The sequence below is a fragment of the Flavobacterium aurantiibacter genome (assembly GCF_002251775.1).
Taxonomy (GTDB): Bacteria; Bacteroidota; Bacteroidia; order Flavobacteriales; family Flavobacteriaceae; genus Flavobacterium; species Flavobacterium aurantiibacter.
Map to the genome: position 1 here is coordinate 1 of NZ_NOXX01000159.1, position 23,797 is coordinate 23,797.

Consider the following 23,797-nt stretch of genomic DNA (forward strand, 5'->3'; position numbering starts at 1 on the left):
AGCTGGAAATTAATTTAATACAATTTTTGTCGTGTACTTAGAACATTTTGCTAAAACTATGAGAAAGTACTACCCGTGGTTGATAATCTGCATAATTGGACTTGCGATTTTTATTGCATCGTGTTCTGGTGAAGACAAAGACGAATACGTTCCGGTTGATCCTGAAAGCCCGGTAAATGTTGATTTATCTACTGTTCCTTATGCAAAGCTATCGGATTACAAGTTTTTTGAAGGAGACATGAAACTTCAAATACCCGCACTAGGAGTTTTGCCTTACGAGCCTATAAGTCAGCTTTTTACAGACTACGCACACAAGAAAAGATTTATTTGGATGCCTAAAGGCGTAAAGGCAACCTACAATGGTGATGGAAAAGTATTGGAATTTCCAACTGGCGCTGTAATTATAAAGACCTTTTATTACGACAATGTGCAGCCAAGTAATACAACTCGTATTATGGAAACCCGCTTATTGATTAAGAAAGAAGGCGGTTGGATTTTCGCAGAATATATTTGGAACGACGAACAAACCGAAGCTACTTTAACCACAGAAGGTGGAACAAAAGATGTTACATTCGTAAACGAATACGGAAATTTAAAAAATGTGAATTACAGGTTTCCAAGCAACTCGGCTTGTTTGACTTGTCATAAGATTCAAGATTCCGCGATTCCAATAGGTCCGAAACCTCAAAACCTCAACAGTTCGTATGCTTACGCAGACGGAACCAAAAATCAATTAGCTAAATGGGTTGAAATGGGGTATTTGGACAGCAATTATCCTGCAGAAATTAACACGGTAGTCGATTGGAAAGATACTTCAAAACCTTTGGAAACACGTGTTCGTTCCTACATCGACATTAATTGTGCTCATTGCCATCAGGAAGGAAGTCACTGTAGTTACCGCCCCATGCGATTTGCTTTCAGTGAATCTACTTCAAATACTAATCTTGGTGTTTGCATGACGCCCCAAGATCCGCTTAACGACGGAACTAGTGCTATTATTTCGCCAGGAAGGACTGCCCGTTCTGCCCTGTTTTCAAGACTAAACACTGCAGAAGAAAGTATCAGGATGCCTCTGCTTGGAAGAACAATAGTGCACGATGAAGCTGTTCAAATGATTCAAGAATGGATTAACTCATTACCTAACTGTAACTAATCACCATGAAAAACAAACTACTTTTAACACTATCCGTTCTGTCTTTACAGGCAGCAGTAGCACAATCAAATTGTGCGAATGCCGTTCCAGTTACAGCCGGTTTAACAGTTGTTCCTACGATCACTGGAACTCCTCCTACACAATTTTGTAATACCCAAGATCAGAGTGCCAGTGCAGCAAACTGGTACGTGTATTCGCCTACTCAAACCTATTTGGTAAAGATATCTACCGACTTACAAGTAAATCTTAACGGCGACACGCGCTTTTCAGTGTATTCTGGAGATTGCGGATCGCTTACCTGTGTAACTGGCGATGACGACGACGGAATTTTAGGAAATCCGAGCTACCTGTCTGTTGCAATCTTCCAAGCTGTTGCGGGTACAACCTACTATATTGCTTTTGACAACAATTGGAGCACTAATGGATTTACCTTTTCGCTTGAAGAAGACGAATTTGTTCCACCACCACCCCCGATTCTGACGTTCACACAACAGTCGATTTCTGTTCCAAGTGGTTACCAAAATTGTGTAGTTGACATGAATGGTGATTTTCTGGATGACATTGTTTCGATTGCACCAAATCAGGTAACAGTTTTACGCCAAATTCCGAACGGAGGTGGATTTACGACAATTCAAATGTCAACACCATCTACAATCTTTATGCCTACTTGGAGCGTTGCAGCTGGCGATATTAACAAAGACGGCAAAAATGATTTGCTTTACGGAAATGGTTCGGGAGTTGCCTTTATGAAACAAAACGCTGCGGGAACAGCATTTACGCTAATGCAAACAGACGAAGATGTATTTTCTCAACGAAGTAATTTTATAGATTTAAACAACGATGGTCACCTAGATGCCTTTGTATGTCATGATGTTGCTCCTAACGTTCGCTATTTAAATGACGGTGCAGGCAACTACACGTTCAGTCAAGGAGGAATTGGAGATTTTCCAACAGGAGGAAACTACGGTTCTATTTTTGTTGATTACGATAACGATGGCGACCAAGATTTATTCATAGCGAAATGTCGTGGTGGCTCTTCTAATGCGAAAGTTGATGAATTGCACCGAAACGATGGAAATAACACCTGGACAGATGTAAGCGTTGCCGCTGGAATGAATGAACCATCGCAATCTTGGTCGGCTGCATGGGCGGATTTCGATAATGACGGGGATATGGACGCAATGATAGGTGCTAGCTCATTTGCAGATGGAGGACACAAACTGAGAAAAAACAATGGCGACGGTACTTTTACCGACATTACAGTTGGATCTGGACTTGATACCTTTACAGCAACTAACATCGAGAATAATGCGCACGATTATGACAACGATGGATGGGTTGATATTTTCATGGGTAGCAATACCATCATGAAAAATAATGGGGATTGGACTTTTACACCAAGCACGATAGTACCAACTAATGGACCTGTGGGCGACCTTAATAACGATGGTTTCTTAGATATACAGAATAACAACCAAATCTACTTATCTAATGGTAACGACAATAATTGGTCTAAGATTTGTCTAAATGGCGTTCAAAGTAATAAAAATGGTATTGGTGCACGTATAGAAATGCACACCGCGTCTGGCATGCAAATTCGCGATGTAAGAAGTGGTGATGGTTTTCGCTACATGAGTTCGTTAAACACCCATTTTGGTTTGGGTACAAACGAATCTATTACCAAAGTAGTTGTAAAATGGCCAAGTGGAATCATTGAAGAAATTTGGAATCCTGAAATTAACAAATCAATCGTGTTGACTGAAGGACAAACCCTTTCAACTGGGGGCATTTCACAAGATTTTGTAAGTATTTATCCAAACCCAGTTCGCGAATCGCTTAATATCAAAGCAGATGGTTTTGAACTCGAGTCTTTTGAAATCTTCGACCTTACTGGTAAGAAATTATTGAAAGGATTGGTGAAAAACAACACAGTGAATGTTTCTAACCTTACTTCTGGGACATATGTTGCCGTTATCAAAACAACCGACGGTAAAAGCAAAACAGCTAAGTTCATTAAGCAATAAGCTAGAAACTATAGCAAAAAAAAGGCGTCACATTGCTTGCGACGCCTTTTTTTATGAAGTAAATCTTTTAAAAAACACGAACTAAGTTAAATCCAAAGAAGATATTGGCAGTGCTCCAATCACCCGTTGTTCTGCCTAAGAAACCTGCTTCGTGAATTCCTTGACTGTTCGAGAAATGCATCTGAAATACGTGCCCACCTGTTTCTACATCAACTCCCACGGAAAGCGGGTTGCGATACGGAGAATCTGTTGAACGATTTAAATGAGCGGCGTAATCAACATTTATGGATACGCGGTTACTTATCTTATATCTACCACCCATTCCAACAGCAAACTGGCTATTGTCTTGCGAATCGATATCTACAAAATTCTCATGAAAGAACGTTGGTGCCAATTCAAGAGATAGGCGTTTTGAAAACTTCCTTGAAACCAACAATTGCGAAACATAAATCAGACGATTATTAAACTCTAATTTCGGATAGATAGCCTTATCCAATTCATTGTTTATTCCCAAACTATTAAATCCGACAATAGCTACGGGGAAACCGCCAACTTTCTGACGAGCCAAGCTATATTTTGCTGAAAAATCGTAAGCCTGTTCGCTTCTTGCGGCTGCAATGGTAAGCCAATCGGTTGCTCCGTATAAAAACTTAAGCTGGGTAACGGCATTATCAAGTCCAAAAAAATCTTCGAAACCTGTTTCTATAGAAGCAAAACGGTGCGCTACAATAAAATAGAAATCGCCTTTTGCTGCCAATTTCGTTGATTCAAGATTTACAATTTTCAAGGCTTTAAAAGCCGATTCAACAACAGGCTCCGTTTTCACCGTGTCGATTTCATTCAGCAAATCATCTTGCGCTTGTCCCGAAAAAATCGCCAATAAACAAACTAGTAAAATATTCTTTTTCATCTTATTCAGTAATTAATGTTGCATCTACAATTTTGTGTTGCTCGAGCAAATCGTCGAAACCAACATAGCGTCCTTTTACACGAACTTCAGTTCCCGCTGCAGGTATGGTTTCGGCCAAGGTTAAGGTAACATCTACGCCATTGTCTATCAATAAGTTCTTCGATTTTAAATCTGAAGACGTTGCTTTCCCGTATATAACAATAGTTTGATCCAAGAATTTTTGAGTTGTTTTCTCGGCAGATTGAGTATATTGGTCGTTGAGTTGCGCAACCGAAAGCGTTGCAACAGCATCCTCAGAAGAAATATCCCGATGCCCTTTGTAAACGTACTGATAGCCCAAAATGCCAAGCAGTATGGCAACTGAACAGATGATGATAATTTTTTTGCGATTCATAGAAATTGTTTTGTAGATTTAAAAATAGATAAAAAGTTGAGTAATATGATGTATTTACGATATCTAATTGTATTAAGTTTTGCAGTTGCACTAACTTCTTGTACAAACGACAGCACAAACGACTTAATAGCGGAAGTTCCCGCAGATGAAGCTGTAGTGTATTCGCGCGACATTGCACCGATTGTTTCTAATTCTTGTACGAATTGCCACGGCGCTGTTCCTACTTTAGGTGCTCCGATGCCCTTAGTAACTGCCGATCAAGTAAGAAATGCCATTTTAAATCAAGATTTACTCGGGCGTATTGCACTTCCTAACGGCGACGATTTACTTATGCCGCAAGGTGGTCCGCGTTTTCCCGATGCAACGATAGAACTATTTGTTCGTTGGCAGCAAGACGGCTTTCAAAATTAAAATCCAAAAACCATGAGAAAAATACTTTTTTTATTCGCCATCCTCAGTGCTACGCTGTCGTTTGCACAAAAATTAACTACCAAAACGGGTAAGCTTGCCTTTGAAGCCAGCGTTCCGGGTTTTGAAGAAGTAAAAGCTAAAAACGAAAATGTTACCTGTGTCTTAAATAAAGAAAATGGGGAAATTGCAACATTGGCGCTCATGAAAGCATTCCGTTTTAAAATTGCATTGATGGAAGAGCATTTCAATGAAAATTATGTGGAAAGCGATACCTATCCAAAAGCTACTTTTAAAGGAAAAATCACGGGATTTAATGCCGATAAACTCACTACTTCGTGGACAGAATATCAAATAAAAGGCAAACTTGAAATGCACGGAAAAACCAACGACGTTACCGCAGCAGCTAAAATCAGAAAGAACGACGGTGGTATCGAAGTTCAAACCTCATTCAACGTAAATGCCAGCGATTATGCGATTAAAATTCCGAGTGTCGTAAAATCTAAAGTGAGCAATAAAATCGACGTAACAGGAACGTTTTTACTGAAGTAATAAAATACAAGCTCTATTTTTCTGAAAATACACCAGAGCTAAAATATCATTCCGATTACTGATTAGCATCTAGCGCAATAATCGTGTGATTTAATAAGATACTATCTTTTTAAACTAATTGGTATAGGGATATGATACGCATTCTTACACATGCGAAGCTCGTTCTTTATAGAATTCAGTGATGTTAACTTGGCAACTCTACTTCGGTTACGTCGTTTAGTTTGTCGAGTTCCAGTATAGTTATCGTATCATCCGGCGCATCGAAATACATCATGTTAAACTTCGCACCGTACTTAATTTCTGTAAACAGATAGCTGGAATTTGCTGCCACGGTGGTACAAAACATTTCGTCGAAGGCTTTAATGAACACTAAAATTTCGCCTTCAATTTTAGCGAAATCTGCTGCCGTGAATTGATAAAGCGGACTTTCCTCCGTAATCGGATGAACCACTGTCCACGATAATGTCAATAAATTTACGTGCTGCATCTCAAGCGGAAGCTGATAGAATTTATTGACTTTTTTCCCGTCTTCTTCAACGACCATACCTAAGGTAATTTTGACATAGGCATCGGTTAAATTGGTGTTTTTGAATGGAACCAAACGCAACATCAGTGCCGTACCACCGCGATATGGAGCAATTACGGCACAATCGGAAAATTTAATATACGCACGCGGTCTGCTAAAACGTCCGAAAAATAAACCTGTTGCAATGGAAAAACTCAGCAAACCCACTAGGGCTTCGGCAGCGGCCAAAGTACTTGTCGCAAATCCGTTTGGTGAAATATGACCGTAACCCACAGTGGTAAAGGTTTGAGCCGAGAAAAAGTAAGCTTTACCGAATTTTAGCCACTCAGAACCATTGTTGTCGATGCCGTTTAAATACTCAATCCCTATAAGATAGTACAAGCTGGCAAAAACTAGATTGATTGCGAAATAGAATCCAAATAAAATCGACAAGAATTTCCACGTAGGCATGTCGAGCATGGTGTGATACCAGCTGATCCGATCAAAAAAAGAAAGTCCGCGTTTACGAATATTTGCAGAGCCGTCTTTATTCACAAATCTGCCGCCGTAACTGGTAGCGCTGGTGCCAAATCCGGAGTTTAGCTCGGCCTTTGCTTTCTTATTTTGTTTGAAAAATTCCATTAATCTAAGTAATCAAAAATTTCACCTTCTTCGCAAACACGATCAATAACCATCTCGATTTTCTCGTTGTACTTTTCAGCGAAAATTAATCGTTGTCCGACGAAAATGCTGTCTAAAATTCGCAGCAATTTGGTTTCGTTTCTTGTGGCAACCATATCTTCCAGCTGATCGACTGCAATTATTTTCAAACGATTGGCGTTAAAACCCGCTCCAGCAAAAATTAATGCCGCTTTACTTATTGGCGCTACCAATATGTCGATTCCTTCACTGATTTCGTTTTTCTCGACATCGATATCTCTCTTATCGTAAACGGGATATAATTTTAAGTCGAGCGAACTAAACAAAGAAGTTGTGTTGAGTACAAAAGCATCCACCGCCGGATTATCAGGTAACAAGACTAATGCTCGAGGCGATTGTTCGTGAGCGCCATCGAGTTTTTGAGCCACATGCATAGCTAAGGCCGTAGTTTTTCCCGAACCTTTTGGAGCGAGAACGGCAGTAGTAACGCCCGATTTAATCAGCGACCATGTTTCTTCCTGCAATTCGGTTGCTGTTATGGCGCCCAAATCGTTTAGCCATTGTGCTACTTCGGGCTTAATTTTCTTTAAATTCATTTACTGGCAAATAATTTTACATCGTTTTCCGAGATTTCTTGGCCGCTCAAAATAATCAAGCGTTCAACCACGTTGCGCAGTTCTCGGATGTTTCCTGTCCAATCGTACTCTTGCAATAAGGTAATTGCCGATTCCGAGAATTTCTTAACAGCGGTTCCTTGTTCTTCGGCGATTTTGGCAGCGAAATGATTAATCAGCAACGGAATGTCACCTCTTCGTTCGTTAAGCGACGGAACTTTAATTAAAATCACCGCCAATCTGTGGTATAAATCTTCACGAAAACGTCCTTCGGCAATTTCCGTTTTTAAATCTTTGTTTGTAGCCGCTATTACGCGAACGTTTACTTTAATGTCTTTATCGGCACCTACACGTGTCACCACATTTTCTTGAAGTGCGCGTAGTACTTTCGCTTGCGCGGAAAGACTCATATCGCCAATTTCGTCTAAGAAAATCGTACCACCGTGGGCAGCTTCAAATTTTCCCGCACGATCTTTAACGGCCGAGGTAAAAGCGCCTTTAACGTGTCCGAACAATTCGCTTTCAATAAGTTCCGAAGGTATAGCAGCACAATTTACTTCGATCATAGGAGCAGCAGCTCGGTCACTTTGTTCGTGTAGCTGATGTGCAACCAATTCCTTACCTGTACCGTTTGGTCCGGTTATCAAAACCCGAGCTTCCGTTTTCGCTACCTTCTCAATCATGAGTTTAATGTGATTGATAGGCTCGCTTTCGCCGATCATTTCGTAGCTCTTACTTACTTTCTTTTTCAGAATCTTATTTTCAACGACGAGCTGTTTTTTGTCGAGCGCATTGCGTACGGTGTTCAGCAAGCGGTTTAAATCGGGTGGTTTTGAGATGTAATCAAAGGCGCCGAGTTTCATCGTTTGGATGGCCGTATCCATATCGCCATGACCCGAAATCATCACCATAGGAATTTCCGGCTTTATTTTTTTTACAGCTTCTAGCAGTTCGACACCATCCATTTTCGGCATTTTAATGTCGCATAGAACTAAATCGTAATCCGAATTTTTGATTTTCTCGAGTCCGCTAACGCCGTCTTCGGCTTCTTCGACAGCATAACTTTCACTTTCTTCTGAAAGAATTTTTATCAATACACGGCGAATGGCCGCTTCATCTTCAATAATTAAAATTTTACTCACGTATTAGTCGTATTTCGTCCATTTAATAATTTCTTTCCATGTTGGTTTCTTGCCGTACATTAAAATTCCGACGCGATAAATTTTTGCTGCAAACCAAACTACCAGCACAAAAGTTGCAAAAAGCAGAACAATACTTAAAATCACTTGCCAAATGGGCACACCAAACGGAATGCGCATAAGCATTACAATAGGCGAAGTTAAGGGCACAATACTAAATACTGTGGCAACAGTTCCGTGCGGGTCGTTTATTACGGTAAAAAAGCCAATATACACACCCAGCACTAGTGGCATAATGATAGGAAGTAAGAATTGTTGCGAATCGGTTTCGTTGTCGACGGCTGCACCAATTGCTGCATAAAACGAACTGTAAAGGAAGTAACCGCCGATAAAATACAGCACAAACGAAATTAAAATAGTTGCAATGGGCAGATCCCAAACTGCAGCGAGTAGTTGTTGAATTCTAGATGGATCAACTTGTTCTGCCGCGGCATTGGCAGCGATTCCCGCCGTTCCGCCCGTTTCGATACCGAAAACTGCTGAGGCAACGGTTAATAAAGTAATTCCGAGTACAATCCAAATTCCGAATTGCAGTAAACCAGCGAGCGAAGTACCTATTATTTTACCCAACATCAGTTGAAATGGCTTTACTGAGGAAATGATAATTTCGATAATTCGGTTCGTTTTTTCTTCAATAACGCTACGCATTACCAAATTTCCGTAGATTATGATAAACATCATGATGAGATAACCAAAGCCGCCGCCAATAACGATTCGGATTAAGGAAGCGCCTTTGATGGTATCTTCGCCCGAGGATTTTTTTAGTTGAATGGAAACGTCGGCTTGCGCTTTGTTAATGGCCAATGTATCAATTCCGGCGGCCTGATAATTTTGTGCAGTTAGTTTCTCGCTCAACTGGTCTTCTAAGTCGAGAATTAATTCGAGTGGTGCACTTTCGTTGGAATAGTACTGTGTTTTTTGCGCAATTTCGTTGGTTTTGGTCGTTGCGGGAACAACTAAAAGTCCGTCGAATTTTTCGGTTTTAACGCTGTCGCGAAGCACGCCAACCGATAAACCCGAAGTATTTACATAGCGGTATTCTTCGGTGTTTTTAAGTGTATTGAAAATAACGTTTGCCGGATCGTGAACGGCAATGCGGCGTAAATCGGCTTTCATGCTTGCCAAATAGCCAACTACTGCCGCGATTACAACAAAAATCAGCGGACTCAAAAATGTCATTACGATAAACGACTTATTTCGCACTTTCGCGATAAACTCGCGCTTGATGATCAGCTTTAAAAGGCTCATATTAGTTTTGAGTTACGGTTTGAATGAATATGTCGTTCACGGAAGGTATTTTCTCTTCGAAATGCGTTACCATACCGTTGTTGAGCAGTAGTGACAGTAAGTTGTTAGGCGTATCGTTGCCAATGGCCACTTCTAATTGCAGTTCTTGATTGAGCGATTTGAAATGCGTTTGTGCCACCGTGTATTTTTGGGTTAATTGATACAACAGTTGTTCGGTATTTTGCGTAAGCACGCCAATGCGGTACGTTGCCGTTCGGTACTGACGCTTTACGTCGTCGAGTTTGCCTTCAATGAGTTTGTTTGACTTGTGAATTAATGCAATGTAGTCGCACAATTCTTCGACGCTTTCCATGCGGTGTGTCGAGAAGATAATGGTGGAACCTTGCCGTTTTAGTTCGAGAATTTCGTCTTTGATCAAGTTGGCATTTACCGGATCGAAACCAGAAAACGGTTCGTCGAAAATGAGCAATTTAGGTTTGTGGAGTACGCAAACAACAAACTGAATTTTCTGCGCCATTCCTTTGCTTAACTCCTGGATTTTCTTGTTCCACCAAGAGGTAATTTCGAGTTTTTCGAACCAGAAGTCGAGTTGCGCTTTAGCGTCTTTTTTAGACATCCCTTTAAGCTGCGCTAGGTACAAACATTGTTCGCCTACTTTCATGGTTTTATACAAACCGCGTTCTTCAGGCAAGTAGCCAATACTTTGAATGTGTTTGGGTTGCAGCGGTTCGCCGTCGAGAATTACGCGGCCGCTATCGGGCATTGTTATTTGGTTGATGATTCGGATTAAGGAAGTTTTTCCGGCGCCGTTGGGTCCTAATAATCCGTAAATGGAACCTTTAGGAACCGAAAGCGATACGTGGTTTAAGGCCGTGTAATCGCCGTATTTTTTTACAACATCTGAAACTTCTAAAATGTGCTCCATGCTTGGCTGATATTTGTGTAAAGTTAAGAAAAGCATTACAACAGTGGGTCGCATTTTTCGAATTTGAACGTGGGAAAAAAGACGAAAAGTTGCGAACTCAAATACGCTAATAAACCAGTTCTGATTGCGCAGAACAGACTTTATAGTTGATAAATGAGCCTTTAAGGTGGGAAGTTCTGAACGCTAATCGATTAGACTGTTGTTGAACTCGATTTATGTTCTTGCGAGACGCCGGTATTCCCAGAATAGCGCGCCTTATTTTTGACTAATTGGATGATTTACGACTTTTGTTTTTGAATTGATTTGCGGAAATATTCGTGTAAAACGATTTTGAAGCAGCGCAATTTTTTTGCGAACGTATTGTGGTGCACATTTTTGCAGTAGGGGTTGCAGCGAAAAGCTTTTTGGCTGCTTGGCTTGGCTGCGTTGGAGCGAAACGGCGACTGAAAGAAGCCCTTGCAGCCCGTACGCAGGCAGCCGAGCGGCGAAAAACTTGTAGCGAAAAACCCGACGGCGGCTGGAGTGTATTTCCACTGAACGTCCGCCGGACTGCCCAAAAACTAATTCGAAATTATTTGGGTGCTGATTTCCAGATGAAACCGTCGAGTAAATAATGAGTAAATTGAGGTACACTGAGGAGTGGAACCCAGAGAAACTGCCAGGAATCGTGTATTTGAATTGGGAATGTGAAGTGTTCTTGCCAGACTAAACCTTCCCAGAGAAGTTCTTCGGCAAGACCGAAACACAATAAAACAGCTATAAAGATGGCTACATATTTAGTGTATCGCGTTTGCCGTGCTTGGGTGCTGCTTTGCGTGCGTACATACACCAGCGCCATGTACGGAATGCCGTGTGAAACGACGTTTAATAAGGTGAATATTAAGTCGTTATTGAAGTGTACTATACCGAAATACCACGACAAAGCGGTGCTCCACAGCAGTAAATTTTTGGGCCAGTTAAACGATTTGGTTTGAATAAAATTGCGGACCACTTTTGTGTGGTAGAGCAGCAAAATTGCTACATATGCATAGCCTAAAATACTTCGTAACAGCGGCTGGTTTGACGTAAAAAACTCGTCTTCGAGAAACCAATTGAAGTTTCGCGCCGGACTCAAAAACCAGTACAACATCGGGTAAATAGTTGCCGCATAAATGGTTAGCGTGTCGATAATGGGCATGGGTTTTGCTTCGAAGCGAGCGTAGATTTTAAAGAATCCGTACTGCTGACGCACAAAATGAAAAACGGCGACATAGGCTAAAAACGACCAAAAAACGAGTTGCCCGAACGCCATTAGCGTGAGTCCGAGTACAAAACAAAACAGGGGAAGGCCGAGTAATAGCTTGCGATTTTCTCGACGATACGTGCGATTGAAGTAGGTTTTAAACAAGGTTGCATACACGTGAGCGACATCGATAAACACAATTAATACGAGCCAAAACAGCATATTGTATTGCTCTTGCAGCTCGGTAAATTGCCGGTGAAACAACAGCACCAGCAGCAGCGAAAGCCACGTTGGACCGATGATGAAGAGTAAATCGGTTTTCGGTTTATGAATCCACGCTTGTGCCATAGATGTTTTCGACTACATGAATACCTTGATGAAATGCTTCTTCGAAGATCGAAATTCCGGACAAATCGCTGTGTGCGAAGAAAATTTTATTGTCGATTGGTTTTGCAGCTTCGCGCAGCGCATTGCCGGACAAGAAACCGGGCGTTGGACTAATCATGCCGTGCCCCCAGCGAAAGATTTCAATTTCTTCGATAAATGACTCGATATTCGGATGTGCAATTTTTAAATCGTTTATGATTTCGGATTTCCAATAGTTGGCTGACTTTTGGTACAGTAATTTACGGGCTTTTCCAAGATCGGCTTGCGAGAATGCGCGGTAGTATGAAATTACATCTTTGCCTGTTTGTTGTTGCAACTCTTGATGGCGGTTATTGATGTATCCCAGCCCTACTCCACCGTGAATTACGTTATCCCAAGAAAGTGCGTTATTGAAGTTATCGCTAAAATCGCGTAGGGTAATCGCGGCAACCAACCAAGGAGCGTAGTTAAAATGTGCACTTAGGTCTCGATGTTTTTCAAACAAATATTTGTTAACGTACTGCGGCGTACAAACCAGTACTTTTTGGGCTAAGATACGTTTACTTTGGTTGGTTTTTTCGTCGAAAACCAGCGCTTCAACTCCTGTTTCGGTAGTTTTAATGTCGTACACCAGTTGCGAAGTCAAGGTTTTATTTGAAGCGTATTTCGATAAATGATTTTTAAGGCGTGCATTTCCTTCGGGCCAAGTTAACACGGTATCGGCGTGTTCATTTCCTTGATCGAATTTGCGTGCTGCGAAGTAATGAATTCCGGCGTAAGCCGAGACAAAATCGATTCCCAAACCAAAATCGTCTCGACAGCAATAATCAATATATTCGAGTAAAGGATCTGAATTAAATTCATTGGCGAGGCACCATTGTTTCATGGTTTGCTGGTCGATGGCACGCAGTTCGGGTGTCCATTTTACTTTAGTGATAGGAATGGCGAAGCTATACGTATCGTCGTTTTTCTGCCGTCGAAACGACTCCATTTCTTGTAAAAATCGGTCGATTTGCCGCTGATCATGAGGCGAGATTCCGTATTTCGGAATGATGCCTTCTTGCCAATTATTTTTGATGAAGAGGCGTTCTTCGGGATCAAAAACAAGTTGCGTTTCGTCGAAGATGAGCGTTCCATCGGCTTGAATGTCGCGAACAATACCGGCTTCTTGCAAAAAGGCAATTAGTGGCTTATCGTCTTTATTGGGAAGTGGCAGATAATGTGCTCCGACTGGGAACTTACTGTGTTTGTTTTCGCCGTTACGTGAGTTTCCGCCGACTTGATTTTCGAGTTCAGAAAGGAGAAAATCGGTTTTTCCAATTTTAGTTAAAGCACGAGCGGCACTCAGACCGGTGATTCCGCCGCCTACAATAAGTATTTCTGTTTTAAGATCTTGCGAAGGTTTTGGAAAGTTCTTGGCCCATAAACGGTGTCCGAGCACGTGTTTGGCACCAGACAATTGCAAAATTAGTTGTTTTGCTTTGCTGGAACATGCGCCTGCAAGTGCCGAAAAAGCAAGAGCTGCTGCACTGAGCTTTAGAAACTGACGACGGCTATTGAACATTTCCCCATTCTTCATCAAAATAGCGCACTAGAATTTGGTTATTCAATTTGTTTACTTCGACCTCGGGAGCCAACATATCGCGTGAAAACGATGTTAGATCGGTAAATTTATAGTTGTAGAAACGGAGTTTTTCCACCTTACGCCGCACCGCAAAATTTTGAAACGGCTGTGCCGACGCTAAGGTGAATCCCCAAGCTCCAAACGATGGCACATAGGTTTGATAGGCTTGTGCGTGTGGTAGAATTGCTTTTATTGTTTGATGAATACACCAAAACGACTTCGGTGCAAAGTAAGGCGAGGTCGATTGAACCGCTACCAATGCATTGGGAAGCAAGCGTTTTTGAAGTTCGTCGTAAAAATTAAGCGCATAGAGTTTTCCGATGCTGTAATTGGATGGATCGGGGAAATCGATAATTACAACACCGTATTTTTTCGTGTTGGTTTTAATCCACTGATAAGCATCGGCGTTGAAAACACGAACTTTTGGATGATTTAGCGAATTATGGTTTAGCTTTTTAAGTACATCGTTTTGCTGAAAAGCGGTCGTTAACTGTTGGTCGAGATCGATTAACGTGATGCTTTTAACTTGCGGATATTTAAGAATTTCGCGCACAGCCATACCGTCGCCGCCGCCTAAAATAAGTACATCGGATACGTCTTTAGCCAAGGATAATGCAGGGTGAACTAAGGATTCGTGATACCGATACTCGTCGGCCGAACTAAATTGTAGGTTGTTATTCAGGTACAAACGGTAATCGTCGTTTTTGTGCGTCAGTACCATGCGTTGGTAGCGTGTATTTTTACTGATGATTATATTTTCGCCGTAGAGTTTATTTTCGGTAAATGCTTGAATATAATCGGTAAAAATGAAGCAAGTAAGTAAGATTAAAAACGAGGCTATGGCTTTTCCTTCCAGCCAATACCGTTTGGGTAATTCGTGACGTAGTAATCGGCACAACAACCAAGCAATAGAGATGTTTATCAGTCCGAAAAACAACGATGTTCCCATGATTCCGAGTTTGGGAACCAAAAAAAGTGGGAAAAGAATGGAAGCCAATAGCGCACCGATGTAATCGAAGGTAAAAACGTTTGAAACCAAGTCTTTGAAAGCCATACGATCTTTCAAGATGTTCATTAACAGCGGAATCTCCAAACCAACTAAACAACCGGTTACGAACACGAAAAGATAGAGAACAAACTGAAAGAAATCGACCTGCTCAAACAACAGAAATAAAACGACCGAGCTTAAACCGCCCACCAATCCGATTAAAATTTCGATATCGATAAAAATGCGCAGCAAATTACCGGTTAGAAATTTAGCCAGATAGGAACCAATTCCCATGGCAAACAAATACACGCCAATGATGAACGAGAATTGCTTCACGGAATCGCCGAGCAGGTAACTCGCTAAGGCACCAGCCACCAGTTCGTAAATGAGTCCGCAGGTAGCTATCGTAAATACGGCTCCTAGCAGAAGTAGCTCGAATCGTTTGCGTTTATCCATGAATAGCGGCGCTAACAATCATAGCAATAGCAATGATGAAGGCTCCTAACACGATCGCTACGGCGATATTTTTTTCGTGTACAATCTGTTTCCAAGTATTTTCGGGCGTAATTTTTTCGATAAAAAAGTAGCCTAAAATCATGATTACGATTCCAATAATCGAAAAAACGATGGAATTGATAATCAAATTGATGTTTAATTCGCTCATAATGCTGGTTATTTGTGGTAAATTCTTGATGAGTTATAAATATTTCCTGTGCTTTGCGGACGGTATGTTTCTGTTTTCACGCAGTCGCAAAATTCGTTTCCTTGAAATTCAGAATAGGCATAAACCCCAAAAATGAGGCCTGCCAGCGCTATAATCAGCGCGTTTTCTCTAAAAAATGTTTTCACTTCTTCCATACTACTTAATAGCGATTTTCTTCAAATTTGTCTTTGGCAATATAGGCAGCAATAATCAGCACCACACAAACCACAAGTACAATCCACATATTGTGGTACACCGGCATACCCGATTCAGCTCGAATATGAACGCCTGTAGTAGTTGTGTCGATCTCTGATTTTGAAACGTTTATAATAAAGTGGTATTTGCCAGCTGGCACACCACAAAAATTAAACTCGTCGGCTTTCGAGCCTTCCGTCCAATGCTCGCCCGCTTCATAACCTTGATAGAATTCCAAATCGCGTGTCGCATAAATTTCTTCGTTGTTTTCTTCATTCACCAAACCAATGGTTGTCGAAGCCCACGAATTATCAACCTCCGAAGCTAAATGTACGGTAAGTGGCGCGCGACTTCCCGTCACTTCAAATGAATTAGATACAAGGTCGCTTGCCGAAGCTCCGTTCAGCGGAACAAAAGCGTCGTAAACTATTTTGGTTTCGCGATCATAGTTGCGCAACATCGTAATGCCGATAACCAGCAAACACATGGCTAACAAAATTTGCGCTACTCGAAAAGGTTCAAAGTAAAAAGGTTGTACCAAACCGGTTCCGTACCGACCCGCAAGCTTTGAAAGTTCGAATGCCTTCTTCACTGTAGGTCTCGGCAAATGCGCTCCTTTGTACCATGTAGTGTGTGCTCCGTGGTACACCTCGCGACTTATAATCAGCGGCGGTGCAATAAACTCGGTTGTTTTCGCGGGGTGAAGCACATCTTCTTCAAAAAATCCAACTGCCAAACGCACTCTAGGATTAGCAACCGCCATTCGCGTGTACGTAATTTCTTCAAAAGTTTGATTTTTTTCAAAAGACGTCATATCCACACCGGAATCTAATGCCTCCATTTTAATGAAATGCCCTTGCGATTCACTGATGTACAGCGCCTTCCCATCTTCTGCATGCAACAGGTATTCGCACCACGACTCAAGACTCTGTAAGCTTTTTATAACTAAACCCGTTACGACAAATGATTTGTCATCGAACTTCCCAACAGCTCCCGCACTTAACGATCGCTCAAAGTAAAACGGCTTAAAAGTTTCTTTAACTACCGCTTTTGCAGCCGTATTATCGAAATACCGCAAACACGATACACAGCCAAAAAAGTTGACTTTAAAAGGAACATCGATCGTTTGCTCGTGACTACAGCTTGGACAAGTAATGGTAGTTTTCATCGGTATACTTCAGAAATTGAAACTTCATGGGCGGCAAAAAAAGTTCGGTACTTTTCAACAACGGCACGTACTTTATCGCTGTTGTCTTGCAGGAAGTTACATAAATAAACATCGAGTGTAAGTAACTGAAATTCAGGCCAAGTATGAACACAAATATGTGATTCTTTCAAACAATACGAGGCTGTATAACTCTGATTTTCAAACACAAACGAACTAGCTCCTACTATTTCCAAGCCTAAATCCGCACATAAATCTTGAGTAAATCCGTGAAAAGCATCAAGTTGAGTCAGTTTTTCTGCGGCAATTTGCTCAAAGCGGCATAAGGCGTGTAATCCGGGCGAATAGGTCGAGAAATCGGTCATGAAAGCATAGGTCGTTAACGGTTATAAAAGTAATAAAAACTAGATTAAAATCAATGATTATTTGGGCGTTCCCGCCGCGCTAAATTATTTATTCATGGTGCGGCGGGCGGTGTTTCCGCTACAAGTACGCCGTTGCAGCACGGGCAAAAAAAGCAAAATCCACGGCTTCTGAAACGGGGTTCGATTAAAAATCGAAGTCAGAAATCATTTAAACTGTTGATTGCAAGGCGTATTTTCTTTGGGATATTGAAATATCGCAAAAAAATACAACGAAGCAAGCGACTGTTTAAATGATTAGATGTCTGTCCGACTGACTTTTAATTGCGCTCTGTCAAACATTAGTTTACCTACAGACAGCTTTTATCGAACTCTCACTATTTAAAGTCTACAGCGATATGACAATGATTTTTAATCGAACTCCGTTTCTTAGGTCGCCGCGGCTGTTGCATTTTGCCACGAGCTTCAACGTTGCGCGCTTTTCGCTCCACCACCTAACGCAGAGAAAATCATTGCCAAAAAATCGTGTGATGGACAAAAAGGTGTGCGCTACAAGACACTGGGATTTGTATTGAAAAAATCAACAAGATATCGGCACTGTTTAACTTTACGTAAATTTACAATTTTATATACGTAATATTGCAATATTACCAAAGATTAGAAATTAATTTTCAGACATTTAACACGAAAATTAAATTTTATTTTTCAGGAAAAAATACTTTAAATATCACCTGACTTCGCAAAAAACATATATTGATTTTTACAAGGCAAACGAGCCCAATAAGACCGCCTTTTTTGAATGGATTTTAAGACAAAATTAGCTTCGCTGATCTTTTAGGGGAAGACGAGCCCAAAAAAGACCGCCTTTTTTGAATGAATTTTGCGACAAGATTAGCTTCGCTGATCTTCTAGGGGAGACGAGCCCAAAAAAGACCGCCTTTTTTAAATGGATTTTACGACAAGATTAGCTTCGCTGATCTTTTAGGGGGTGACGAGCCCAAAAAAACCGACTTTTTTGAATGGATTTTACGAAAAGATTAGCTTCGCTGGTCTTTTAGGGGGAGACGAGCCCCAAAAAAACCGCCTTTTTTAAATGGATTTTGCGACAAGATTAGCTTCGCTGATCTTCTAGGGGAAACGAGCCCAAAAAAGACCGCCTTTTTTGCAAAAGGCGCGGTTTTTATTGCTGAACCGACTTACGCTCCTTCGGGCGACGCCACTTCAGCAAAAAAAACCGGCTCACGCCGGTCTTTTTTTGTCGGGATGACAAGATTCGAACTTGCGACCCCTAGCACCCCATGCTAGTACGCTACCAGGCTGCGCCACATCCCGAATTTGGGCTGCAAATATATTCAAATTGCTAGCAGTTTTCTACTCGTCAATTAAAATTTCTAGCATTTTTATAGCTGCTAAACTAATACGAGTTCCAGGTCCAAAAACAGCAACAGCACCCGAGTCAAATAAAAACGGATAATCCTTCTTCGGAATCACACCGCCAACGATAACCATAATGTCGGGGCGACCTAACTTCTCCAACTCGGCAATCACCTGCGGAACCAAGGTTTTATGTCCGGCTGCTAACGACGAAACACCTAAAATATGGACATCGTTTTCAACCGCTTGCCGTGCAGCCTCCGCCGGTGTTTGAAAAAGCGGACCAATATCCACGTCAAAACCTACATCGGCATAACCCGTTGCTACTACTTTGGCACCGCGATCGTGTCCGTCTTGACCCATCTTTGCAATCATAATACGCGGACGTCGGCCTTCTTTCGCTGCAAAACGATCAGCTAATTCACGAGCTTTTAAAAACTCCGGATCTTGCGCTATTTCTTTACTATACACACCACTAAATGTTTTGATATCGGCTTTATATCTTCCAAAAGCTGTCTCCAAAGCCGAACTAATTTCGCCCAAAGTTGCACGAACTCGAGCAGCTTCAATCGCTAAATCCAATAAATTATCGTTGGTTTGTGTTGCCGCGCTCAGTTTTGCTAACGCAGCATCGACCAATGCTTGATCTCGTGTCGACTTTATCCGAACCAATTTCTCGATCTGTTCTGCACGTACTTTCTGATTGTCGACATCTAAAATCGACAATTCGTCTTCTTTCGGCAAACGATATTTGTTAACGCCTACTATGATATCTTTCCCAGAATCTATGCGTGCTTGCTTTCTTGCCGCAGCTTCTTCAATACGCATCTTTGGAATTCCTGCTTCTATCGCCTTTGTCATTCCGCCAAGCGATTCAACTTCTTCAATCAAGGCCGAAGCTTTTTCCACCAACTCAGCAGTCAGCTGCTCCACATAATAGCTTCCACCCCACGGATCAACGGTTTGCGTGATGTTAGTTTCTTCTTGCAGGAACAACTGCGTGTTTCGGGCAATACGTGCCGAAAAATCGGTGGGTAACGCAATAGCTTCATCCAAAGCATTGGTGTGTAGCGATTGTGTTCCGCCGAAAGCAGCAGCTGCCGCTTCAACAGTAGTTCGTGCCACATTGTTAAACGGATCTTGCTCTGTTAAGCTCCAGCCCGAGGTTTGACAATGCGTACGTAATGCCAAGGATTTTTCGTCTTTTGGTTCAAAAGGTTTTAGCAAATTCGCCCACAGCAATCGCGCGGCACGCATTTTAGCTATTTCCATAAAGTGGTTCATGCCAATGGCCCAGAAAAACGAAAGTCGCGGTGCAAAATCATCAATCGCTAAGCCCGCTGCCAATCCGGTTCGGATGTATTCCAAACCATCGGCTAAAGTATAAGCCAATTCTATTTCGGCTGTAGCGCCGGCTTCGTGCATGTGATAGCCCGAAATGGAAATAGAATTGAACTTTGGCATGTTTTTACTCGTGTATCTAAAAATATCGGCAATAATTCGCATCGAAGGTGCTGGCGGATAGATGTACGTATTCCGTACCATAAACTCCTTCAAAATATCGTTTTGAATCGTTCCCGCTAATTTCTCCGGACTCACACCTTGCTCCGCTGCTGCGACGATATAAAACGCCATAATCGGCAAAACCGCGCCGTTCATAGTCATCGAAACCGACATCTCATCAAGTGGAATACCATCGAACAGCAATTTCATATCTTCTACACTGTCAATTGCAACGCCTGCTTTTCCAACATCGCCAACCACGCGCTCGTGATCCGAATCGTAGCCGCGATGCGTTGGTAAATCAAATGCAATGGATAAGCCTTTTTGACCGGCCGCTAAATTTCGTTTGTAAAAAGCGTTACTTTCTGCAGCGGTCGAAAAACCCGCATACTGTCGAATCGTCCACGGTCTGCGAACGTACATGGTAGCATAGGGTCCGCGTAAAAACGGTGGAAATCCAGCGCCAAAATCCAAATGCGACACCGATTCTAAATCGGTTGCACTATAAAAATCCTTAATCGGAATTTTCTCTGCCGTTTCATAGGTCGCTTTTCCTTCCGGAATTGCAAAAAATGCATCTTCGGGCAGAGCGAGGTCACTTATATCTTTTCTTTTCACTGTGTACTAATCTTAAAGTCGTAACGTCGGCTAATGTGGTTTCGGTTAACACCTTCCAGAATTCCGGCGCCAATGGTTACTCCCGTACCTCCTGCAATCACTAAAAAGGCGGCTTCGCTTCCGGCAGTAGCCAAAATAATACCTGTTCCTACGATAACTAAGCCACTAATTAGAAGTACTTTTTTGAGCGTTTCGAATTTTTTGGGCTGCATTTTTATTGCGCCAATTTGATCGAGCGCGAAAATATTATCGTCGATTTTGATTTTATCGTCTTCGGTGAAGCTCAAAACGCCAACGTATTTTTGTCCTGAAACGGTTCGCATTTTCACACGAGTTCCATCGGTATAGCTCTCCACTTTACCTGTTTCTTTGTGAATCATTTGAAACTGTTTTTGCTGTCCGAATACGGTACAAGTCAATAACAAAAAGAGGTAAATTAATTTTTTCATAAGGTTGATTTTTCAGATTTGAGGCGTTCTTGTTCGATGTTTTCTGCGAGGCGTTTTTGAATTAAGGGTGCAATTATGGTTTTGCGCGCCTGCACTTTTAAAAATGGGTATAATTCAAGCTGATCATTCATTGCATCTGCCGAATTCTTAAATTTATTCGTTCCAATAAGTACGTGCTTTCCTGCATCTACCGCTTGCTGCTCGGCGTCGGCTTGTAATTTAATTTGTGCTTGAATACGCTCTTTCTTCAGAGAAGCGAGAAATCCACCGTCGGCTTCAATTTGCTTTAATTTCTCGAGTGCCAAACGCGCCATTTGTGCCGTAAGCGATTCGATAAAATAGCTGCCGTCGCACGGATTTTGCACTTTGTCGAGATGCGCTTCGTGCTTGAGAATCAGCAACTGATTTCGGGCAATTCGGTTACCAAATTCATTTTCTTTATGATACAAGGCATCGTAAGGTCGGTTTTGAATAAAATCGGCGCCACCTAAAATAGCCGACATGCACTCGGTCGTGGTACGAAGCATGTTTACGTTATAGTCGTAAATGGTTTTGTTCCTTTTCCCAGGAATGGCTATTATGCTACATTTTGCAGTAATTCCGAAGGAGTTTGCCACGGTTTGATACAGCAAACGTAAGGCACGAATGGCGGCGATTTCAAAAAAATAGTCGCTTCCTAATTCGAGTTGAAACACCACGTCTTTTGGTTTCGATTGCTGATTGAAGTATTCGACCGCATGAGCCAAGGCAAAAGCAATGGTTTGCACCGGCGTTGCGCCCGCATTGTGATACACACCGGCGTTTATGTAAATGGTTGGTGTTTGATTTAAAAACCCGAATTGATTATCGGAACCCGAAAACCAATTGCCAGTAGCGGCTAATTCGTGAATCGGATCAATGAGCAATGTAACGCCTTCGATTTTAGACACTGCTGCAAAAAAAATCTCGTCGTAAAACTGCGGACGTACAAAAATGGGAATCTGCAACGCCAAAAGTGCAGAAAAGGTCGTCTGAAAATCGTTTATATGCTCGGGAAGATCAAGAATAATTGCTTCGCAACCTTTGGCTACAAGCTTAGTAGCGCGTTGAATGGTTTTATCGACATTCTTGACATACAGCGTTTCCGTAATTTTAAAAGCGGCAGTTTTAGGTACTGCGGGCAAGTGCGTTGCGCGATCTTCGGCATTGTAAAAGGGTTTAACTTTAATGCCGTCGGAAGCGTGGCGCACCACCGTTTCGTTGTAGTCGGCACCTTTCAGTTCAAACTGAATTTGTTGTTTCCATTTTGCCGCCGAAACGCTTTCAAATGCACTGAACTGTAATTTATTATCGCTCAATTTGACGTGATTTAGAATGATGAATCGATTGTATCGCCTTCGTATTCAATAATATAAATATCTTCGCTATCTTTTTTCATGTAGTATTTTTCGCGCGCATATTTTTCGACAAAATCGTCGTCTTGCAGCACTTTAATTCTACTCTGATCGCGTTTAATTTCTTCTTGATAAAAGCGTTTGTTTTCTTCAAGTTCATTCAATTCTCGGTTTATGGTTTGGTGTTCGAGAAAAGAATAGGTGTCGAAAAAAAGCATCCAAACGGTAAAGGCGATAAAAATCAGCACGTATCTGCTCCCAAAAATTTTGAGAATAGGATATTTTTCGACCAGATTTTTAAGTTTGGCTTTCATGTTATGATTGCTTTCGCTTTCGCGGAAGAGAAAATAGCGCTATAAAAATAGCAAACTTACTTGATACGTTGGTTAATTACGGCACGAACTACATCGATTGCAACCGTATTGTATTTATCGTTTGGAATAATGATATCGGCGAATGCTTTTGTGGGTTCGATAAATTGTTCGTGCATAGGTTTGAGTGTGTTTTGGTACCTGTTAAGTACTTCTTCCATGTCGCGTCCGCGTTCGGCGATATCGCGTTTGAGTCTGCGTATGAGGCGTTCGTCGGAGTCGGCGTGCACGTAAATTTTGATGTCGAACAGTTCGCGAAGTTCGGGATTGGCGAGGATTAAGATTCCTTCAACGATCATTACTTTCCGCGGATGCGTAATCACAGTATCGCCGGTACGGTTGTGGGTAACGAACGAGTAAACGGGTTGGTGAATGGTTTGTCCGGATTTGAGTTCTTTCAGATGTTTTACGAGCAATTCAAAATCGATTGCCCGTGGGTGATCGAAATTAATGAGTGCGCGTTCTTCAAAAGAAAGGTGGTTGTTTTCGCGGTAGTACGAGTCTTGAGAAATAATTCCGACTTCGGCTTGAGGTAGTTCGTTCATAATTTGATGAACTACGGTTGTTTTTCCGCTGCCTGTTCCTCCGGCAATTCCAATAATGAGCATAGGTTGAAGGTTGGTTTCCGGAAAGCAAAGGTAGGTAATACGGCGACGAAATTTGAAGTAGCGCGCTAAAAAAACTGTTGTGTTGCGAAATCTTTTGCACAGTTGCGAGAAAAGTAACGACAAGTGGCAGCAATGAAGCGCGCTGGTTTAATGGTGGGTCTAGAAAAAAGTATTTGGCACTACATCGCAGAAAAAAATAGGTTGCATGTGGATGAAAAAAGTATATCTTTGCACCCGCTTCGGGGTGTAGCGTAGCCCGGTTATCGCGCCTGCTTTGGGAGCAG

Annotated in this window: 23 protein-coding genes and 1 tRNA gene; 4 read left to right on the top strand and 20 right to left on the bottom strand. The window is 41.8% G+C overall.

Features of this window, described 5'->3' with window-relative positions; genetic code table 11:
• The first annotated feature begins 58 nt into the window (after positions 1-58).
• Positions 59-1,153 (top strand): hypothetical protein, encoded by a 1,095-nt coding sequence (locus CHX27_RS04050; protein ID WP_094485486.1) that lies wholly within the window; start codon positions 59-61, stop codon positions 1,151-1,153.
• A gap of 5 nt (positions 1,154-1,158) precedes the next feature.
• On the top strand, positions 1,159-3,177 hold the full coding sequence (locus tag CHX27_RS04055) for an FG-GAP-like repeat-containing protein (RefSeq protein WP_094485487.1): 2,019 nt from the start codon (positions 1,159-1,161) through the stop codon (positions 3,175-3,177).
• Positions 3,178-3,244: 67 nt separating this feature from the next.
• Here the strand turns inward: CHX27_RS04055 and CHX27_RS04060 are convergent, their stop codons facing one another.
• Positions 3,245-4,087, bottom strand: a complete 843-nt coding sequence (locus CHX27_RS04060; protein WP_094485488.1) for a DUF5777 family beta-barrel protein — start codon at positions 4,085-4,087, stop codon at positions 3,245-3,247.
• A gap of 1 nt (position 4,088) precedes the next feature.
• The gene (locus CHX27_RS04065) at positions 4,089-4,481 is read right to left on the bottom strand and encodes a hypothetical protein (protein ID WP_094485489.1); all 393 of its coding nucleotides are present in this window, start codon (positions 4,479-4,481) and stop codon (positions 4,089-4,091) included.
• 45 nt (positions 4,482-4,526) lie between these two features.
• Between CHX27_RS04065 and CHX27_RS04070 the strand changes: the two genes are divergently transcribed.
• Positions 4,527-4,892, top strand: a complete 366-nt coding sequence (locus CHX27_RS04070) for a hypothetical protein (protein ID WP_094485490.1) — start codon at positions 4,527-4,529, stop codon at positions 4,890-4,892.
• A 12-nt stretch (positions 4,893-4,904) separates the two neighbouring features.
• Positions 4,905-5,441 carry a YceI family protein gene (locus tag CHX27_RS04075; protein WP_094485491.1) on the top strand — a complete coding sequence of 179 codons (537 nt, stop codon included), beginning with the start codon at positions 4,905-4,907 and terminating at the stop codon, positions 5,439-5,441.
• Positions 5,442-5,625: 184 nt separating this feature from the next.
• On the opposite strand, the gene CHX27_RS04080 is transcribed toward CHX27_RS04075, so the two are convergent.
• From CHX27_RS04080 to udk, 18 genes are all read right to left on the bottom strand, one after another.
• Positions 5,626-6,588, bottom strand: a complete 963-nt coding sequence (locus tag CHX27_RS04080; RefSeq protein ID WP_094485492.1) for an ion channel — start codon at positions 6,586-6,588, stop codon at positions 5,626-5,628.
• Positions 6,588-7,202, bottom strand: coding sequence for a DEAD/DEAH box helicase (locus CHX27_RS04085; RefSeq protein WP_094485493.1), 615 nt, complete (start codon positions 7,200-7,202; stop codon positions 6,588-6,590). The genes CHX27_RS04080 and CHX27_RS04085 overlap by 1 nt, the downstream gene beginning before the upstream one ends.
• Positions 7,199-8,362 (bottom strand): sigma-54-dependent transcriptional regulator, encoded by a 1,164-nt coding sequence (locus CHX27_RS04090; protein WP_094485494.1) that lies wholly within the window; start codon positions 8,360-8,362, stop codon positions 7,199-7,201. The genes CHX27_RS04085 and CHX27_RS04090 overlap by 4 nt, the downstream gene beginning before the upstream one ends.
• Before the next feature lie 3 nt (positions 8,363-8,365).
• Positions 8,366-9,667: an ABC transporter permease gene (locus CHX27_RS04095; protein ID WP_094485495.1), complete on the bottom strand. Its 1,302-nt coding sequence runs from the start codon at positions 9,665-9,667 to the stop codon at positions 8,366-8,368.
• Between the two features lies 1 nt (position 9,668).
• On the bottom strand, positions 9,669-10,592 hold the full coding sequence (locus tag CHX27_RS04100; protein WP_094485496.1) for an ABC transporter ATP-binding protein: 924 nt from the start codon (positions 10,590-10,592) through the stop codon (positions 9,669-9,671).
• 571 nt (positions 10,593-11,163) lie between these two features.
• Entirely contained in the window at positions 11,164-12,162 is a 999-nt protein-coding gene (locus tag CHX27_RS04110) for a hypothetical protein (protein ID WP_094485498.1), read from the bottom strand.
• Positions 12,140-13,759 (bottom strand): flavin monoamine oxidase family protein, encoded by a 1,620-nt coding sequence (locus CHX27_RS04115; RefSeq protein ID WP_094485499.1) that lies wholly within the window; start codon positions 13,757-13,759, stop codon positions 12,140-12,142. Before CHX27_RS04115 ends, CHX27_RS04110 begins: the two co-directional genes overlap by 23 nt.
• Positions 13,734-15,248, bottom strand: a complete 1,515-nt coding sequence (locus tag CHX27_RS04120; protein WP_094485500.1) for a polyamine aminopropyltransferase — start codon at positions 15,246-15,248, stop codon at positions 13,734-13,736. The genes CHX27_RS04115 and CHX27_RS04120 overlap by 26 nt, the downstream gene beginning before the upstream one ends.
• Positions 15,241-15,456, bottom strand: a complete 216-nt coding sequence (locus CHX27_RS04125) for a DUF350 domain-containing protein (RefSeq protein WP_094485501.1) — start codon at positions 15,454-15,456, stop codon at positions 15,241-15,243. Before CHX27_RS04125 ends, CHX27_RS04120 begins: the two co-directional genes overlap by 8 nt.
• Positions 15,457-15,464: 8 nt before the next feature.
• Entirely contained in the window at positions 15,465-15,650 is a 186-nt protein-coding gene (locus CHX27_RS04130) for a hypothetical protein (protein ID WP_094485502.1), read from the bottom strand.
• A gap of 5 nt (positions 15,651-15,655) precedes the next feature.
• The gene (locus CHX27_RS04135; RefSeq protein ID WP_094485503.1) at positions 15,656-16,858 is read right to left on the bottom strand and encodes a hypothetical protein; all 1,203 of its coding nucleotides are present in this window, start codon (positions 16,856-16,858) and stop codon (positions 15,656-15,658) included.
• A complete protein-coding gene (locus CHX27_RS04140) occupies positions 16,855-17,220 on the bottom strand; it encodes an S-adenosylmethionine decarboxylase family protein (RefSeq protein ID WP_094485504.1) in 366 nt (121 codons plus the stop codon). The genes CHX27_RS04135 and CHX27_RS04140 overlap by 4 nt, the downstream gene beginning before the upstream one ends.
• A gap of 1,255 nt (positions 17,221-18,475) precedes the next feature.
• Positions 18,476-18,549: transfer RNA gene (locus CHX27_RS04145), tRNA-Pro, on the bottom strand.
• Between the two features lie 39 nt (positions 18,550-18,588).
• On the bottom strand, positions 18,589-20,682 hold the full coding sequence (gene scpA, locus CHX27_RS04150) for a methylmalonyl-CoA mutase (protein ID WP_243388959.1): 2,094 nt from the start codon (positions 20,680-20,682) through the stop codon (positions 18,589-18,591).
• Positions 20,683-20,708: 26 nt separating this feature from the next.
• Positions 20,709-21,161, bottom strand: coding sequence for a hypothetical protein (locus CHX27_RS04155; RefSeq protein ID WP_094485505.1), 453 nt, complete (start codon positions 21,159-21,161; stop codon positions 20,709-20,711).
• Positions 21,158-22,498: a methylmalonyl-CoA mutase family protein gene (locus CHX27_RS04160; RefSeq protein WP_243388958.1), complete on the bottom strand. Its 1,341-nt coding sequence runs from the start codon at positions 22,496-22,498 to the stop codon at positions 21,158-21,160. The genes CHX27_RS04155 and CHX27_RS04160 overlap by 4 nt, the downstream gene beginning before the upstream one ends.
• Positions 22,499-22,509: 11 nt before the next feature.
• A complete protein-coding gene (locus tag CHX27_RS04165; protein ID WP_094485507.1) occupies positions 22,510-22,848 on the bottom strand; it encodes an FtsB family cell division protein in 339 nt (112 codons plus the stop codon).
• A gap of 56 nt (positions 22,849-22,904) precedes the next feature.
• Positions 22,905-23,513 (bottom strand): uridine kinase, encoded by a 609-nt coding sequence (gene udk, locus CHX27_RS04170; protein ID WP_094485509.1) that lies wholly within the window; start codon positions 23,511-23,513, stop codon positions 22,905-22,907.
• Positions 23,514-23,797: the final 284 nt, after the last annotated feature.

What these genes read in the sequence shown, in the direction of transcription:
- CHX27_RS04075 (WP_094485491.1), top strand. Translation starts at nt 4,905, where the DNA reads ATGAGAAAAATACTTTTTTTATTCGCCATCCTCAGTGCTACGCTGTCG.
- CHX27_RS04165 (WP_094485507.1), bottom strand. Translation starts at nt 22,848, where the DNA reads ATGAAAGCCAAACTTAAAAATCTGGTCGAAAAATATCCTATTCTCAAA.
- CHX27_RS04060 (WP_094485488.1), bottom strand. Translation starts at nt 4,087, where the DNA reads ATGAAAAAGAATATTTTACTAGTTTGTTTATTGGCGATTTTTTCGGGA.
- CHX27_RS04130 (WP_094485502.1), bottom strand. Translation starts at nt 15,650, where the DNA reads ATGGAAGAAGTGAAAACATTTTTTAGAGAAAACGCGCTGATTATAGCG.
- CHX27_RS04055 (WP_094485487.1), top strand. Translation starts at nt 1,159, where the DNA reads ATGAAAAACAAACTACTTTTAACACTATCCGTTCTGTCTTTACAGGCA.
- CHX27_RS04110 (WP_094485498.1), bottom strand. Translation starts at nt 12,162, where the DNA reads ATGGCACAAGCGTGGATTCATAAACCGAAAACCGATTTACTCTTCATC.
- CHX27_RS04065 (WP_094485489.1), bottom strand. Translation starts at nt 4,481, where the DNA reads ATGAATCGCAAAAAAATTATCATCATCTGTTCAGTTGCCATACTGCTT.
- CHX27_RS04135 (WP_094485503.1), bottom strand. Translation starts at nt 16,858, where the DNA reads ATGAAAACTACCATTACTTGTCCAAGCTGTAGTCACGAGCAAACGATC.
- CHX27_RS04070 (WP_094485490.1), top strand. Translation starts at nt 4,527, where the DNA reads ATGATGTATTTACGATATCTAATTGTATTAAGTTTTGCAGTTGCACTA.
- CHX27_RS04140 (WP_094485504.1), bottom strand. Translation starts at nt 17,220, where the DNA reads ATGACCGATTTCTCGACCTATTCGCCCGGATTACACGCCTTATGCCGC.
- CHX27_RS04125 (WP_094485501.1), bottom strand. Translation starts at nt 15,456, where the DNA reads ATGAGCGAATTAAACATCAATTTGATTATCAATTCCATCGTTTTTTCG.
- CHX27_RS04100 (WP_094485496.1), bottom strand. Translation starts at nt 10,592, where the DNA reads ATGGAGCACATTTTAGAAGTTTCAGATGTTGTAAAAAAATACGGCGAT.
- CHX27_RS04095 (WP_094485495.1), bottom strand. Translation starts at nt 9,667, where the DNA reads ATGAGCCTTTTAAAGCTGATCATCAAGCGCGAGTTTATCGCGAAAGTG.
- CHX27_RS04155 (WP_094485505.1), bottom strand. Translation starts at nt 21,161, where the DNA reads ATGAAAAAATTAATTTACCTCTTTTTGTTATTGACTTGTACCGTATTC.
- CHX27_RS04120 (WP_094485500.1), bottom strand. Translation starts at nt 15,248, where the DNA reads ATGGATAAACGCAAACGATTCGAGCTACTTCTGCTAGGAGCCGTATTT.
- CHX27_RS04080 (WP_094485492.1), bottom strand. Translation starts at nt 6,588, where the DNA reads ATGGAATTTTTCAAACAAAATAAGAAAGCAAAGGCCGAGCTAAACTCC.
- CHX27_RS04085 (WP_094485493.1), bottom strand. Translation starts at nt 7,202, where the DNA reads ATGAATTTAAAGAAAATTAAGCCCGAAGTAGCACAATGGCTAAACGAT.
- CHX27_RS04115 (WP_094485499.1), bottom strand. Translation starts at nt 13,759, where the DNA reads ATGAAGAATGGGGAAATGTTCAATAGCCGTCGTCAGTTTCTAAAGCTC.
- udk (WP_094485509.1), bottom strand. Translation starts at nt 23,513, where the DNA reads ATGCTCATTATTGGAATTGCCGGAGGAACAGGCAGCGGAAAAACAACC.
- CHX27_RS04050 (WP_094485486.1), top strand. Translation starts at nt 59, where the DNA reads ATGAGAAAGTACTACCCGTGGTTGATAATCTGCATAATTGGACTTGCG.